The organism is Acidiferrimicrobium sp. IK (assembly GCF_025499425.1).
GTDB lineage: Bacteria > Actinomycetota > Acidimicrobiia > Acidimicrobiales > Palsa-688 > Acidiferrimicrobium.
In genome coordinates this window covers 289,273-302,643 of record NZ_JAIMCB010000004.1, presented here as the reverse complement: position 1 = coordinate 302,643, position 13,371 = coordinate 289,273, and the positions used below count along the sequence as shown (strand labels likewise).

Genomic DNA, 13,371 nt, shown 5'->3' with positions numbered 1-13,371 from the left:
TCGAAGATGGAGATCGAGGTGGTCGTCGAGATCCCGAAAGGGACTCGCAACAAGTACGAAGCGGATGAGTCGGGGGTGATCTGGCTGGACCGCACTCTGTTCACCTCGACGCAGTACCCCGAGGACTACGGCTACGTCCCCCACACGTTGGCCGCCGACGGCGACCCGCTCGACGCCATGGTGGTGCTGCGGGAGAAGACGTTTCCGGGTTGCCACATCAAGGCCCGTCCGGTTGGCATGTTCCTGATGCGCGACGAGGAGGGCACCGACGCCAAGCTCCTCTGCGTCCCCGCCAGCGACCCCCGCAGCATCGCTGTCAACGAACTCGAGGACATCCCGGTTCACGAGCTCGACGAGATCGCTCACTTCTTCGAGATCTACAAGGCGTTGGAGCCAGGCAAGAACGTCGAGATTGACGGATGGCGCACCCGGGAAGAAGCCGAAGCGGCCATCGAGCAGTGCCGCGCTCGGCTGCTGGAGCGTAACGCCGCCCGATAGCCGCCCGGTGGCCGGGGGGGTCGGGGGCCGGCTCTAGTAGCGGCCGCGCTCCTCGACGTAGGTCTGGTTGCCGTCGTGAACGACGCGCTGCGAGCGCCGGTAGTTGCCGAAACCGCCCCACGAACCCCAGAAGACCAGGGACAGCACCAAACCGAGCGCCCCGACGGCCATCAGGATCACGCCGATGGTGTTGACGTTGAAGTTGCTGTTGTTGACCTTCACTGCGAAGTCGAGCACCGCACCGACTGCGATGAGAAAGATGCTGGTACCAACACCCATTTGAAGTTGCTCCCTCGGTATGGCAACGGGCGTTTGCCCTGCCTCCCGTCTTTTTCCCTCGCTGGGGGCCGCCGGAAACCTCCCGCGTCAGCGAGCCATCGCCGCGAAGAAGTCCCGGAAGTAGGGCTGCAGGAAATGGGTGGCGGGGAACGCCATCGTCGGCAGGAGCTTCGCGGCGCTGAGGGACGGTCCGCTGCCCGTGAAGGTGTCGAAGCTGACCCACTGCGGGTTGATGTCCAGTTCCATGGCCCGCTGGCCGCCCGCGGCGATCACCGCCGCGGCCAGGTCTGCGGGCGTCGCGGCGGACGCCGCGACGTAGAGCAGCTGTCCGGCGCGGTCGAGTGCGATCGCGGAACGCCACGTCACCACGTTCTCGTGCAGCGGGTCCCCCCAGGTGTGGATCTGGTCGGGGAAGCCGACCGCCGCGGTCGGCGCTCCCCCGTCGACGAGGAGCTGCAGGTTCTGGCGGACCGCCGCCACGTCCGCGGTCATCCCCACGTCGAGTCCCCACGACCCGATGGTCGCAGTGCCGTCTGAACGGATGACCAGTGACGCCGCCCCGACGGCCAGCGCCACAGCCGCCCGGCCGTCGGCGTACCAGCCGCCTTGGGACTCCGCCAGCTTGAAGCCGGAGTTGAACGCGGCCACCAGCGAGGAGGTATCGGCGCCGGCCACCGCCCCGTCGTGGGCCCACACCCCCGCCGGCTGTGAGGTGCCCGCGTAGAGGACCAGCCGGAGGCGCCGCTGGTCCATCCACGCCACCCCGTAAGTCGACCCGCCGCGGTGCAGCGTCGTGGTGAACACCGCCGGTGCGCCGAGCACGCGGCGACCCGCGCCCTGCCAGCGACCATCGCCGGCAGAGGTGCTCCACGCCGGGTCGGTGATCGCCGGCGGCGGCCCGGAGGGGGGAAGCGTCGTCGTCGGCGCGGCGGGCGTCGAGGTGGGCACTGTCGCGCCGCCCCCCGGCCCGGCGTTCACAGGCGGCGGTGTCGCCTGCCGGCCGTCGGGCTCGGAACCGGGCGGACCGCCGCCCGCCCCGCCGCACGCGGCGAGCAGCGAGAGGACCAGCAGCCCGGCCGGCCAGGGTCGCACCCGGCGCCGGGCTCCGGTCACCGCCACCCGGGGTGGGTCACGACGGCGGGAGCCGCTCGACGATCCAGTCGCGAAGCACTGCGAGCACCTCGGCCCGCGTGGGCTCGTTGAAGATCTCGTGCCACAGGCCCGGCCACAGCCTGGCCGTCAAGTCCTCGGAGGACACCGCGGCCACCACGTCGCGGAGGGCCTGCGGGCTGACGAGGAGGTCCGCCGACCCCTGCATCACGAGGATCGGGACGGTCAGCTCGCTCAGCCGGCGGCGGACCTCTATCAGCTCGCCGGCGGCTCGCAGGAAGCCGCGAGGGGGCGGCCCGAGGTAGTTCAACGGGTCGGCCTTGTAGTCGGCCACCACCGCCGGGTCGCTCGACACGGCGTCGGCCAGCCCCAGGTCGGGTATTTCCGGGGCGTCGGCGAGGGCGAGCAGCTCCGGGGGCGCGAACAGCAGCGGCCCGGACAGGCCCAGCCCGGCAAGGCGATCCTGGTGGTCCTCGGCGTACGCCGCGGCGATCAGGCCCCCCATCGAGTGGCCGACGAGGAACACCGGCAGGTCGGGTCGCGCTTCGCGCACCAGGTCGACGAACACGTCGAGGTCGTCGACCGCAGCGGCGAGCGACTCTATGTCGGCCCGCTCGCCCTCGGACCGGCCGTGACCGCGGTGGTCGGCGGCCCAGACGTCCAGGCCGACCGCGCCGAGCGCGGCCGCCACGTGGTGGTAGCGGCCGCTGTGCTCCGCGAAGCCGTGCGAGACCACGACCGTCGCCACCGGGTCGGGCACCGGCCAGTGCCGGTAGTACAGCCGGCCGCCGGCAAAGCGGCCCTCCGAGCCATCCACCTCCACCCCGAAGACCCCAGCCATGGCAACCGCCTCCCTCGCGCGCCGGCGCACCCGGTCGCCTCGACGGCTCCGTAGCATAGGAGTCCCGTGACCGAACCCGCCCAGGCCCTCCGACCGATCGACCTCGGAGCCCGCAGGGCCAGTCCCGACGAGGCGCTCGACGCGTTCAGCACCTGGGCCGCGGGTCGAGGCCTGACCCTGTACCCGGCGCAGGAGGAGGCGGTCCTCGAGATCTTCGCGGGCAGCCACGCGGTGGTCACCACCCCCACCGGGTCGGGCAAGAGCCTGATCGCGCTGGGCGCGCACGTCGCGGCGCTGGCCAGCGGGCGGCGCAGCTTCTACACCGCGCCGATCAAGGCTCTCGTGTCAGAGAAGTTCTTCGACCTGTGCGGGGTGCTCGGCCCGGCCCGGGTCGGGATGCTGACCGGCGACGGGGCCATCAACCCGGAGGCGCCGGTGATCTGCGCCACCGCCGAGGTGCTGGCCAACATGGTTCTGCGCCACGGTCCCGACACCCCGGTCGACCAGGTGGTAATGGACGAGTTCCACTTCTACGCCGATCCCAGCCGGGGGTGGGCATGGCAGGTGCCGCTCATCGAGTTGACCAACGCCCAGTTCGTGCTGCTCTCCGCCACCCTCGGCGACACCAGCCGCTTCGAGGCGGACCTTCGCCGGCGCACGGCGCGCGACGTGGCGGTCATCTCGTCCGCCACCCGGCCGGTGCCCCTCAGCTACGAGTACCGCCGGACCCCCCTCCACGAAACGATCGAGTCGCTGGTCGCCGACAACCTGACGCCGGTCTACGTGGTCCACTTCACCCAGGCCGCGGCGGTGGCCCACGCGCAGGCCCTGACCAGCGCGCAGATCGCCACCCGGGCCCAGCGCGACGCGGTGGCCGAGGCCATCGCCGGCTTCCGCTTCGCCCCCGGTTTCGGTCGCACCCTCTCCCGGCTGTTGCGTCACGCCATCGGGGTCCACCACGGCGGGATGCTGCCTCGTTACCGGCGGCTGGTGGAGCGGCTGGCTCAGGCCAACCTGCTGCGGGTGGTGACCGGCACCGACTCTCTCGGCGTCGGTGTCAACCTGCCGCTGCGCACCGTGGTGCTCACCGGGCTGGCCAAGTACGACGGGACGACCACCCGGCTGCTCAGCGCTCGCGAGTTCCACCAGATCGCCGGGCGGGCCGGACGGGCCGGCTACGACAGCGCCGGCCTGGCGGTGATCCAGGCTCCGGAGCACGTGATCGACAACGAGCGGGCCGCGGCCAAGGTCGGTAACGACCCGAAGAAGACCCGCAAGCTGGTCAAGGCCAAACCCCCCCGGGGGTTCGTGCCGTGGACCGAGGACACCTTCAACCGGCTGCGCGTCGCGCCGCCCGAACCTCTTGGCTCCAGCTTCAACGTCTCGCACTCGATGCTGCTAAACGTTTTGGACCGTCCGGGGGACGGGTGCGGGGCCCTGCGCCGTCTGCTGCTCGACAACGACGAGCCCCGCCCCGCCCAGCGCCGGCACATCCGGACGGCCATCGCCATGTACCGGTCTCTGCTCGGCGCCGGCGCCCTCGAGGTCCTCGAGCAGCCGGACGAGTCCGGTCGGCGGATCCGGGTGACCACCGACCTCCAGAGCGACTTCGCGCTCGACGCCCCGCTCGGGCCGTTCGTGCTCGACGCCCTCGACCGCCTCGACCCGGCGTCGCCGTCGTGGACCCTCGACGTGCTGAGCGTCGTGGAGGCCACCCTCGACAACCCGGGGCCGATCCTGGCCGCGCAGCTCGACAAGCTGCGGACCGAGACGGTGAACAGGCTCAAGGCCGAGGGCGTCGAGTACGACGAGCGGATGGCGGTCCTCGACAAGCTGGAACACCCCAAACCGCTGGCCGAGATGCTCTACGACCTCTTCGACAGCTACCGGCTCCGCCACGCGTGGGCCGCGGACCACAACGTCCGGCCCAAGTCGGTGGCCAGGGACCTCTTCGAGCGGGGCATGACGTTCAGCGAGTACGTCGCTCACTACGGCCTGACCCGATCCGAGGGGCTGGTGCTGCGCTACCTGAGCGACGTCTACAAGGCGCTGCGGCGAAGCGTCCCTGAGGACCTGAAGACCGACGACCTCGACGACCTGACCGCCTGGCTCGGCGAGCTGGTACGCCAGGTCGACTCGAGCCTGCTCGACGAGTGGGAGACGCTGCAATCCGGCGGGGTCCCCGGCGCCGGCACCGACGGAGCGCCGGCCGAGATCCGACCGCCTTCAGCCGGCGACGACCGCGTCCCGCCGCTCAGCGCCAACGAGCGGGCCTTCACGTTGATGCTGCGCAACGCCGCGTTCCGGCGGGTGGAGCTGGCCGCCCGGCGCGACGACGCTGGGCTGGCGGCACTCGAAGGCCCCGGCGGATGGGACCGCGTCGCGTGGGGCGCGGCGCTGGCCGGCTACCGGGCCGACCACGCGGGCATCGAGATCGGCGGCGAAGCCCGCTCCGGGAGGTGGTGCAGCGTGCTCAAGGATCCGCCGCCCGGGCTCGGTGTGCCCGCCGACCCGGCCCGCTGGTACGTCCGCCAGGTGCTCGACGACCCCGCCGGCGACCACGACTGGGCCCTGGTGTTCGCAGTGGACATCCCCGCATCGGACAAGGCCGGCGAGCCGGTGATGACCGCCGCGGCCGTCGAGCGGGGCGGCGAGCTGGCGTACCCCGAGGTGCGGCCCGGGGCGCACTAGGGTCCGGCACTGTGTACGTCGATGGAGGGCTCAGCAACAACCTCGGCGCCGTCGCCGAGCAGGCGGCGCGTGTCGAGGCCGACGGCTACGACGCGGCGTGGGGGTCGGAGACCAACCACGACCCGTTCCTTCCCATGGTCCTGGCCGCGGGGAGCACGCAGCGGCTGCTTGTCGGCACAGGCATCGCGGTGGCGTTCGCCCGCAACCCGATGATCACCGCCAACGTGGCGTGGGACCTCAACGCCTACTCCAAGGGACGGTTCCTGCTCGGTCTCGGCTCGCAGATCAAGCCGCACATCGAGAAGCGCTTCTCGATGCCGTGGTCCCATCCCGCGCCGCGGATGCGCGAGTTCATCTCTGCGATGCGGGCCATCTGGGCGTGCTGGCAGGAAGGGACCCCGCTGGACTTTCGTGGCGAGTTCTATCGCCACACCCTGATGACGCCGTTCTTCGATCCGGGCCCCAACGACTACGGCGCGCCCAAGGTGTTCCTCGCGGCGGTCGGAACCGAGATGACCAAGGTGGCGGCGGAGGTCGCCGACGGGATGCTGGTGCACGGCTTCAGCACTGCCAAGTACCTGCGGGAGGTGACCCTGCCGACGATCGAGGCCGGCCTGTCAGCGTCGGGGCGTACCAGGGCCGACTTTCAATTGTCGTACCCGCTCTTCATCGTGACCGGCGCCAGCGCCGCGGACATCGACAAGGCGGCCGTCGCCACCCGAAAGCAGATCGCCTTCTACGCGTCGACGCCGGCGTATCGCCGGGTGCTGGACGTGCACGGTTGGGGTGACCTTCAAGAGCGGCTCAACGTGCTGTCGAAGCGCGGAGAGTGGGACGCCATGGGCGAGCAGATCAGCGACGAGGTGCTCGAGGCGTTCGCGGTGGTCGCCGCACCTGACGACGTCGCCGGGCAGGTCATCGCCCGGGTCGGCGATCTGGTCGATCGGGTCAGCTTCTACACCCCGGCGGGCCTCAACGCCGACGCGGCGCGCCAGATCCTGACCGACCTGCACGCCGCCTGAGCAGGCAGGCGATCACGCCGGCGCAACCAGGCCCGGGCCGCGTCCGCAGGGGCAGCCGCCGCGTCGCCAAGTGGACGGCCCGCCGCGTGGAGCGCACCCTCGGCGGTCCGGACCGGACCAGGGTGGTGGTCTTGCTCGGCGCGGTCCTCGCCCTCAGCTCCGCCGACGCTGCGACCGTCGGCGCTTCCGCGACCCAGCTGCGCTCGGCGCTGCACATCTCCAACACCGACATCGGTCTGCTGGTGGCGGTCAACTCCGTCGTGGCCGCGGTCGCCAGCGTGCCGTTCGGCGCTCTGGCCGACAGGTTCAAGCGGACCCGAACGCTGGGCTTGACGATCATCCTGTGGGGGGTGGCGATGGTATGGAGCGCCGCCGCGGGCAGCTTCGACCGGCTGCTGCTGGCCCGGCTGTTCCTCGGGGTGGTGACCGCCGCCGCCGGGCCGATCGTGGCGTCGCTGATCGGCGACTACTTCCCCAGCGGGGAGCGAGGGAAGATCTACGGCTATCTGCTCACCGGGGAGCTGCTCGGCGCCGGCGTGGGCTTCGCGGTCACCGGTGACATCGCGGCGCTGTCGTGGCGGGCGGCGTTCTTGGTCCTCGCCATCCCCGCGTTCGTCCTGGCTCGCGCCGTGCTGCGCCTCCCGGAGCCGGAACGCGGGGGGGTGGCGCCCCTGCTGCCGGCCTTCCGGCCGGCCCCCGGCCCGACCGGGCAGCCGGTGTCGCCGGCCGCCGCGCCCGGCGGTGACGTCCCTGGCGGCCCGCCGGGGTCCCCCAATGGCCCGGAACCCCCGGCGGAGACCGCAGCGCAGCGCCTGGCTCGCGAGCGGGGGCTCGGGCCCGACGAAGCCATGATCCTCGGGCCGCGCCTCGACCACCTGGGGTTGATCGCGGCGTTCCGTTACGTCCTGCGCATCCCCACCAACGTCACCTTGATCGTGGCCAGCGCCTGCGGCTACTTCTACCTGTCCGGAGTGGAGACCTTCGCCGTCGAATTCGCGAAGGAGCAGTACCGGATCAACCAGGCCGTGGCCAACGCGTTGCTCCTCGTGCTCGGCACCGGCGCCGTCCTCGGCGTGCTCGTCGCTGGGCGTCTATCGGACCGGCTGCTGCACCGTGGGGTCCTCAACGCCCGGGTGCTGGTGACGGCCATCGCGGCGCTGGCCACGGTAGGGCTGTTCGTGCCGGCGCTGGTCACCCGGTCGGTGACCGTGGCGTTGTTCTATCTGGTGCTGGCCGCGTTCTTCCTCTCCGCGCAGAACCCGCCGATCGACGCCGCCAGGCTGGACATCGTCCCGTCGTCGCTGTGGGGCCGGGCGGAGGGGGTGCGCACCGGGTTGCGCACCGGAGGCCAGGCGCTGGCCCCCCTCCTCTTCGGCGCGGTCTCGGACCACGTCTTCGGCGGCGGCCGGACCGGCCTGGAGCTGACGTTCATCGTCATGCTGCTCCCCCTGGCGGCCAACGGGATCCTCCTGCTGCGGGCCATGCGGACCTATCCGCGCGATGTGGCCACCGCGGCGGCCGCGCAGGAGGCGGCCGGGCACGGCGTGGCCTGACCCCGTCCCCCACCCGCTCGGTCTGACCTCGCCTACCATCACCCGGCCATGCCGAGCATCGTGACCCCCGACGCCGCCGTCCGGCTGCTCCCCGACCGAGCCCGGGTGCTCACCTCCCCGGCGTGCGCCACGCCCGCCACCCTGCTGGCGGCGCTCGGCCGGCTGGCCCCCGAACGGCCGGGCGCGACGGTGGTGACCGGCATGCTCCTCGGGCCGCTGCCGTGGCTCGACGCGGTGGCCGCCGGCCACCTCGGGCTTCGGACCTGGCACGTGAGCGGCGCCGCCCGCCGCCTCGCCGACCGGGGACAGGTCGACTACGTGCCCTACCGGCTCGGGGACATCCCCGCCGCGCTGCCCGGCATGGTCGACAGCCTCCTGGTACGGGTGTCGCCACCCGACCGGTCCGGGCGCTGCAGCATCGGGCCGTCGGGCAGCTACACCCTGGCCGGGCTGCGTGCCGTGAAGGCCGCCGGCGGGATTGTCCTGGCCGAGATCGACCCGGCGCTGCCGCGCACCACCGGGGACACCCTGCTGTCGGTCGACGAGTGCACCGCCATGGTGGAAGCCGACCTCCCCACCAGCTTGCACCGGCCGGCGGAGCGCGACGAGGTGAACGACCGCATCGCCGACAACGTGCTCGGCCTGCTCCCCGACGCGCCGACGGTGCAACTCGGGATCGGCGCCGTCCCCGAAGCGGTGACGGCGTCGCTCGGGGCAGTGCGCGGCGGAGCCCGGCTCGTCGGGATGGCCGGTGACGGCGTGATCGACCTGCTCGAGGGAGGCGCCTTGCGCCGCGGCCGGGAAGGCCCTCCCGTCGTCGCGGTCGAGATCATCGGCACCGCGGCGCTCATGGCCCACGTCGACCGCAACCCCGACGTCGAGGTCGCCTCCTCGGAGGTGGTGCACAACCCCCGCTGGACCGGCGACATCGACCGCTTCGTGTCGATCAACTCGGCGCTCGAGGTCGACCTGACCGGGCAGGTGGCGCTCGAGGCGGCCGGCGGCCGGTCCCTCTCCGGCCTCGGGGGGGCGGTCGACTTCTTCGAGGGCGCCCACCGCGCCCCCGGCGGTCTGCGCATCGTCGCGCTGCGCGCCGCGGACGGGACCGGGACGGTGACCAAGATCGTGCCCCGCCTGGCCGCCGGCACCCCGGTCTCGCTGCCCCGCCACGCGGTCGACGCGGTCGTCACCGAGCACGGGGTGGCGTGGCTGCGCGGTGCCAGCATCCGAGAACGGATCGACGCCTTGTTGGCCGTCGCCGCGCCCGCCTGGCGCGACACGCTCGCCGCGGCGGCCGGGGCGACCTGAGCGCCTCCCGGCCGGGGCGGGGTCGGCGCGAGTAGAAACACCCCCATGGACAGCCCCACCGCCCAGCCGTCAGCTCTGCGCGGCCGGTGGCTCGACGAGCTCCCCGTCGGGTTCCGGATCCGCCACGCCATGACCAGGACCGTCACCGAGTCCGACAATGTCATGTTCACGTGCATGTCGATGAACCCGCAGCCGCTGCACCTCGACGAGGAGTTCGCGTCCGGCACCGAGTTCGGGCAGCGGGTGGTCAACAGCCTCTTCACCCTGGCCCTAGTCGTCGGGTTGAGCGTCGCCGACCTGACCCTCGGCACGACCGTCGCGAACCTGGGCTTCACCAAGGTCGACTTCCCCCACCCGGTTTTCCACGGCGACACCATCCGGGTCGAAACCGAAGTCCTGGCGTCCCGGCCGTCCTCCTCGCGGCCCGGTCAGGGAATAGTCACGTTCCGCCACGTCGGCTACAACCAGCGAGGAGAGGAGGTCGTGGTGGCCGACCGCAACGCCTTGATGCGGGCCACGCCAGCGCCGTAGCCGCTACGAGTCGGGTTCGGCGAGGGCCAGCACCTTCTCGGCGGCCGCCACCGCGGGAGCGTCGATCATCTGCCCTTCGAATGCGGCTACGCCGCCGCCGGCGGCGGCCAGCGCGTCGAGCAGGGCCCGGGCGCGGGTCACCTCCTCCGGTGACGGCGTGAACGCGGCATGCGCCAAGCCGACCTGGTCGGGGTGGATGCACAGCTTCCCCCGGTAGCCGAGGTCCCGGGCAAAGCCGGCCTCGGCCCGGAAGGCGTCGAAGTCGCGGTAGCGGACCACCACCTGGTCGATGGCGTCGACCCCCCCGATGGCAGCTGCCATGGCGACCCGGGACCGGGCGTAGAGCACCTCCAGCGAGTCGTCGCTGCGCCGGCCGCCCAGGTCGGCGATGTAGTCCTCCGCGCCGAAGTAGGCGGCCGCGAACCCGCCGCCGCGGAGGATGTCGGGCCCGGCTTCGACCCCGGCCGCGGTCTCGATCCCAGCCAGGATCACCGGCTCGCCTGCCCCTCCCGCCGCTCGCCAGGCGTCGGCGACGGCCACCGCGTCGCCGGCGGCGGCCACCTTCGGCAAGACGACGCCGGCCACGCGGGCCGCGGCCGCGGCCTCCACGTCGGCGGCGAACCACGGCGTGGTGACCGGATTGACCCGGGCCAGCACGACCAGGGACGGGCCGGCGGCGCGCACGGCGGAGGCGAACGCCTCGAGGCCGTCGCGTGCAGCGTCCTTTTCCCCTACCGGGACTGCATCCTCGAGGTCGAGCACCGTCACGTCCGCGGCCGTCGCGGCCAGCCTGGCCGTCCGATCGGGGCGGGTGGCCGGGGTGAACAGGACGCTGCGCCACCGCAGTGATCGACTCATGGTGCTCCTCTGGTCCCGGCGCCTGGAGGCGGGAAGCGTCCGGCCCAGTGCCGGGCGATCTCCACCCGCTGGCACACCCACACCCGGTCGTGTGCCCTTACGTGGTCGATGAAGCGCTCCAGCGCGGCGAGGCGCCCGGGACGCCCGACCAAGCGGGCGTGCAACCCGACCGTCAGCATCTTCGCCTGCCCCTCCTCCCCTTCCCGCCAGAGGACATCGAACGCGTCCCGCAGGTGGGCCTCGAAGTCGATGCCGCTCGAGAACCCGCCGGCGGTGGCCAGGCGCATGTCGTTGGTGTCGAGGGTGTAGGGGACGACGAGGTGGTCGCGCCCCGACACCCGCGCCCAGTACGGCAGGTCGTCGGCGTAGGAGTCGCTGTCGTAGAGGAACCCGCCGTGGTCGACGACCAGCCGCCTCGTGGCCGGGGAGTCCCGTCCGGTGTACCAGCCGAGCGGCGGCGCGCCGGTCAGGCGGGAGAGGACCTCCACCGCCTGCGCCAGGTGGGCGGCTTCGGTGGCCTCGTCGACCTGCTGGTAGCTGAGCCACCGGTAGCCGTGGCCGACGATCTCGTGCCCGGCGGCCATCACCGCTTCGACGAACGCCGGGTTGCGTTCGAGGGCCCGGGCCACCCCAAACACGGTCAGCGGCAGGCCTTTGCGGGCGAAGAGGCGCAACACCCGCCAGCATCCGGCCCGGCTGCCATACTCGTAGAGCGACTCCATGCTCATGTGCCGGTCGGCGAACGCCTCGGCGCCGACCATCTCGGAGAGGAACGTCTCCGACGTGGCGTCCCCGTCGAGCACCGACCGCTCCCCGCCCTCCTCGTAGTTGAGGACGAACTGCACGGCGATCGACGCGCCGCCCGGCCACGCCGGGTCAGGGGGGCGGGGGCCGTAGCCGACGAAGTCGCGCCCGGGGGTCTCAGGCATCGAACTCCAAGTCGGCGGCGAGTAGGGCGTCGAGCCCGATCTGGGCGCCGAGAACCAGGTCCTCCTCGGCGGTGTCCTCGCTGTGATGGTGGCTCACCCCGCCGACGCTCGGGACGAACAGCATTCCGGCAGGACCGGCGGCAGCCATGTGCTGGGCGTCGTGGCCGGCGCCGCTCGCCAGGTCGACCGCGGCGACGCCTCGAGCGTTCGACGCGGCTCGCAGTAGGCGCCGCCAGGCGGGGTCGGTCGGCACCGGCGCGGATTCGGAGGTGGGGAAAAGGTCGACGCGGGTGCCGCTGCGTTGGGCGATCAGCGTCAGGTCCACCTGCAGCCGGGCCATCGCCTTCGCGGTGGCCGGCCCGTCAACGCTGCGCACGTCCACGGTGAAGCTCACCTTCGAAGGAATCACGTTGGGCGCCCCCGGCTCCACGTTCAAGCGCCCGACGGTGGCGACCGCGACCAGCCCGTCGAGGGCCAGGCGCTCGACGGCGAGCACGCCGTGCGCGGCGGCCACGAGGGCGTCGCAGCGCAGGTCCATCGGCGTCGTGCCGGCGTGGTTGGCCCGCCCGCTCCACTCCACCCGGGCCCGGACCTGGCCGGAGATGGCGGTCACCACGGCCGCCCGCTGGCCGCCGGCGTCGAGGACCGGGCCCTGCTCGATGTGCAGCTCCAGGTAGCCGGCCAGCGGACCCCATGCCGCGCGGGCGAGCCGTTCGGGATCGCAGCCCGCGCCGGCCATGCGGGCTCGGAGGGTTACCCCGTCGGGCCCGGGGTGGTCCAGCTCGGCGGTCACGTCGTGGCCGGCCGCGGCCCGGCTGCCGGTGAACGGCGGCGCGACGACACCCTCCTCGTTGGCGAACGCCGCGACCCGCAGCGGGTGGCGCAGCCCGGTATCGGCCGCCGCCGCCAGGATCCGCACCGCCGCGACGACGCCGTAGGCGCCGTCGAGGCGTCCGGCACCGACCACGGTGTCGAGGTGGCTGCCCACGACCAGCGGGCGCAGGCCGGGCTCGCGGCCGGGGATGTCAGCGACGAGGGTCCCGGCCGGGTCGACGGTGACGGCGGCGCCGGTCTCCGCCGCCCACGACCCGACCAGCCCGACGGCCTGACGGTCCTCGGCGCTCCACGCCAGGCGGGTGACCCCGCCGTCGACGTCCCGGCCGATAAGGCCCAGCCGGGCCAGGTCGCCGACCAGCCGATCGCCGTCGACCTCCCTCAACGCTCGGCTCGTCCGAGCACCTGGTCCAGGCGGGCGTTGGCAGCCAGGTGCCGCTGGTAGACCCGGAACCCGCCCAGCTCGGAGATGTCGACGACCAGGTCGCCGGCGGCGAGGCGCTCGGGGCGCAGGAGCATCGCGTGGACCTCCTCGCCGTCGGCCAGTTCGATGGCGCCCAGCTCCAACTCGGCCGGCTCGGATGGCAGCAGCCGGTCGCGAAGCACGTCCTCTGGAATGTCGTAGAGCTCGCCGTCGATGGCCCGGCCGCCGCGCTCCACCGGGAGCAGGCCGGGGAACTCGTCGCGCACCGCGAAGAACCGGTACCGGGCCGCGGTGCGCGCCGGTCCGAGGAACGTCGATCCGGCGTGGGCTCCGTGGTCCTTCTGTCCCGACATCGCCGTACCGTTCAAGAACATGTGGGGCACACGGCGAGCATAGAGGCGCCGTTCGCTACCCCTGGCCGGGCGGGCCCCCAGGTGCCGATCGCCCTGCGCAGCGGGGAGGCGTGGCGTCCCGCACGGGCACCAACGCCGCA

General features: G+C 72.7%; 13 protein-coding genes. 6 read left to right on the top strand and 7 right to left on the bottom strand.

Features of this window, described 5'->3' with window-relative positions:
* Positions 1–6 precede the first annotated feature (6 nt).
* On the top strand, positions 7–498 hold the full coding sequence (locus K6U06_RS09050; RefSeq protein WP_262321595.1) for an inorganic diphosphatase: 492 nt from the start codon (positions 7–9) through the stop codon (positions 496–498).
* A 33-nt stretch (positions 499–531) separates the two neighbouring features.
* Here the strand turns inward: K6U06_RS09050 and K6U06_RS09045 are convergent, their stop codons facing one another.
* From K6U06_RS09045 to K6U06_RS09035, 3 genes are all read right to left on the bottom strand, one after another.
* Positions 532–777: a DUF6458 family protein gene (locus K6U06_RS09045; RefSeq protein WP_262321594.1), complete on the bottom strand. Its 246-nt coding sequence runs from the start codon at positions 775–777 to the stop codon at positions 532–534.
* 87 nt (positions 778–864) lie between these two features.
* Positions 865–1,896 carry a hypothetical protein gene (locus K6U06_RS09040; RefSeq protein WP_262321593.1) on the bottom strand — a complete coding sequence of 344 codons (1,032 nt, stop codon included), beginning with the start codon at positions 1,894–1,896 and terminating at the stop codon, positions 865–867.
* Positions 1,897–1,906: 10 nt separating this feature from the next.
* Positions 1,907–2,728 (bottom strand): alpha/beta hydrolase, encoded by an 822-nt coding sequence (locus K6U06_RS09035; RefSeq protein WP_262321592.1) that lies wholly within the window; start codon positions 2,726–2,728, stop codon positions 1,907–1,909.
* Between the two features lie 66 nt (positions 2,729–2,794).
* Between K6U06_RS09035 and K6U06_RS09030 the strand changes: the two genes are divergently transcribed.
* From K6U06_RS09030 to K6U06_RS09010, 5 genes are all read left to right on the top strand, one after another.
* Positions 2,795–5,419: a DEAD/DEAH box helicase gene (locus K6U06_RS09030; protein WP_262321591.1), complete on the top strand. Its 2,625-nt coding sequence runs from the start codon at positions 2,795–2,797 to the stop codon at positions 5,417–5,419.
* An 11-nt stretch (positions 5,420–5,430) separates the two neighbouring features.
* Entirely contained in the window at positions 5,431–6,441 is a 1,011-nt protein-coding gene (locus K6U06_RS09025) for an LLM class F420-dependent oxidoreductase (RefSeq protein WP_262321590.1), read from the top strand.
* 86 nt (positions 6,442–6,527) lie between these two features.
* Positions 6,528–7,994, top strand: a complete 1,467-nt coding sequence (locus K6U06_RS09020; RefSeq protein WP_262321589.1) for an MFS transporter — start codon at positions 6,528–6,530, stop codon at positions 7,992–7,994.
* 48 nt (positions 7,995–8,042) lie between these two features.
* Entirely contained in the window at positions 8,043–9,302 is a 1,260-nt protein-coding gene (locus K6U06_RS09015) for an acetyl-CoA hydrolase/transferase family protein (RefSeq protein ID WP_262321588.1), read from the top strand.
* A gap of 45 nt (positions 9,303–9,347) precedes the next feature.
* Positions 9,348–9,833 (top strand): MaoC family dehydratase, encoded by a 486-nt coding sequence (locus K6U06_RS09010; RefSeq protein ID WP_262321587.1) that lies wholly within the window; start codon positions 9,348–9,350, stop codon positions 9,831–9,833.
* 3 nt (positions 9,834–9,836) lie between these two features.
* Here the strand turns inward: K6U06_RS09010 and K6U06_RS09005 are convergent, their stop codons facing one another.
* The 4 genes from K6U06_RS09005 to K6U06_RS08990 are packed head-to-tail and all read right to left on the bottom strand — an operon-like array spanning position 9,837 to position 13,252.
* Positions 9,837–10,691: an HpcH/HpaI aldolase/citrate lyase family protein gene (locus K6U06_RS09005; protein ID WP_262321586.1), complete on the bottom strand. Its 855-nt coding sequence runs from the start codon at positions 10,689–10,691 to the stop codon at positions 9,837–9,839.
* Complete coding sequence (puuE, locus tag K6U06_RS09000; RefSeq protein ID WP_262321585.1) at positions 10,688–11,620, bottom strand: allantoinase PuuE; 933 nt, start codon at positions 11,618–11,620, stop codon at positions 10,688–10,690. The genes K6U06_RS09005 and puuE overlap by 4 nt, the downstream gene beginning before the upstream one ends.
* Positions 11,613–12,839 (bottom strand): Zn-dependent hydrolase, encoded by a 1,227-nt coding sequence (locus tag K6U06_RS08995; RefSeq protein WP_262321584.1) that lies wholly within the window; start codon positions 12,837–12,839, stop codon positions 11,613–11,615. Before K6U06_RS08995 ends, puuE begins: the two co-directional genes overlap by 8 nt.
* The gene (locus tag K6U06_RS08990; protein WP_262321662.1) at positions 12,836–13,252 is read right to left on the bottom strand and encodes a gamma-glutamylcyclotransferase; all 417 of its coding nucleotides are present in this window, start codon (positions 13,250–13,252) and stop codon (positions 12,836–12,838) included. Before K6U06_RS08990 ends, K6U06_RS08995 begins: the two co-directional genes overlap by 4 nt.
* Positions 13,253–13,371 lie beyond the last annotated feature (119 nt).

What these genes read in the sequence shown, in the direction of transcription:
- K6U06_RS09015 (WP_262321588.1), top strand. Translation starts at nt 8,043, where the DNA reads ATGCCGAGCATCGTGACCCCCGACGCCGCCGTCCGGCTGCTCCCCGAC.
- K6U06_RS09005 (WP_262321586.1), bottom strand. Translation starts at nt 10,691, where the DNA reads ATGAGTCGATCACTGCGGTGGCGCAGCGTCCTGTTCACCCCGGCCACC.
- K6U06_RS09045 (WP_262321594.1), bottom strand. Translation starts at nt 777, where the DNA reads ATGGGTGTTGGTACCAGCATCTTTCTCATCGCAGTCGGTGCGGTGCTC.
- K6U06_RS09050 (WP_262321595.1), top strand. Translation starts at nt 7, where the DNA reads ATGGAGATCGAGGTGGTCGTCGAGATCCCGAAAGGGACTCGCAACAAG.
- K6U06_RS09010 (WP_262321587.1), top strand. Translation starts at nt 9,348, where the DNA reads ATGGACAGCCCCACCGCCCAGCCGTCAGCTCTGCGCGGCCGGTGGCTC.
- puuE (WP_262321585.1), bottom strand. Translation starts at nt 11,620, where the DNA reads ATGCCTGAGACCCCCGGGCGCGACTTCGTCGGCTACGGCCCCCGCCCC.
- K6U06_RS09035 (WP_262321592.1), bottom strand. Translation starts at nt 2,728, where the DNA reads ATGGCTGGGGTCTTCGGGGTGGAGGTGGATGGCTCGGAGGGCCGCTTT.
- K6U06_RS08990 (WP_262321662.1), bottom strand. Translation starts at nt 13,252, where the DNA reads ATGTTCTTGAACGGTACGGCGATGTCGGGACAGAAGGACCACGGAGCC.